Source organism: Collinsella sp. Sow4_E3, from assembly GCF_052116285.1.
Taxonomy (GTDB): domain Bacteria; phylum Actinomycetota; class Coriobacteriia; order Coriobacteriales; family Coriobacteriaceae; genus Collinsella.
Genome location: NZ_JBQKLJ010000102.1, coordinates 1 through 526, shown reverse-complemented (window position 1 = coordinate 526; position 526 = coordinate 1). Strand labels below are relative to the sequence as shown.

The 526-nt window shown below is 69.0% G+C and carries 1 protein-coding gene; it reads right to left on the bottom strand.

Translation table 11 applies throughout. The features are described 5' to 3' along the window. Positions 1-413, bottom strand: a 413-nt coding sequence (locus ACTQ48_RS11465) for an SNF2-related protein (protein ID WP_441571048.1), incomplete at its 3' end; no start/stop codon positions are given. Positions 414-526: the final 113 nt, after the last annotated feature.

Here is a 526-nt window from a genome sequence, read left to right as displayed (position 1 = left end):
ATGGTGCCGCACGCGTGGCCTGCCAGCTTGCGCGCCGCCTTGGATCGCGCCGCCTTGGGGTTCTTGATGAGGTGGTGCTCGTCAAGGATCACGGTGCCCCGCCCGTCGAACAACGCATTAAGCTTGTCCACGTCGCGGGCCATGGTGTCGTAGCTCGTCACTAGCACGTCATGGGGCCGGGGCTCAGTGGCCAACAACGCGGCCCGCTTGGGGCCCATGTAGCGCCCCACGTGCAGGTGTGGGGCCCATGTGGCCCACGCCTCAACCCACGCCGTGACCACCGACGCCGGGCAGACCACGACGACGGGCAGCGCGTCGGCCCCAACTTCGGCCACGGCCAGCACGCTTGAAGCGGTCTTGCCCGTGCCGGGCTCGTCGTTGAGCATGAGCCGCCCGGTACGTGCGAACTGCACGGCAGCGGCTACCTGCCACGGGTAGGGGGTGAGCCCGGGCGGGTGGTTGTAGGTCAAGCCCCCCGCCCAAGCTTCGAGCACGTGACCTTTCAGCGAAGCGGCCAGCTTGGCGG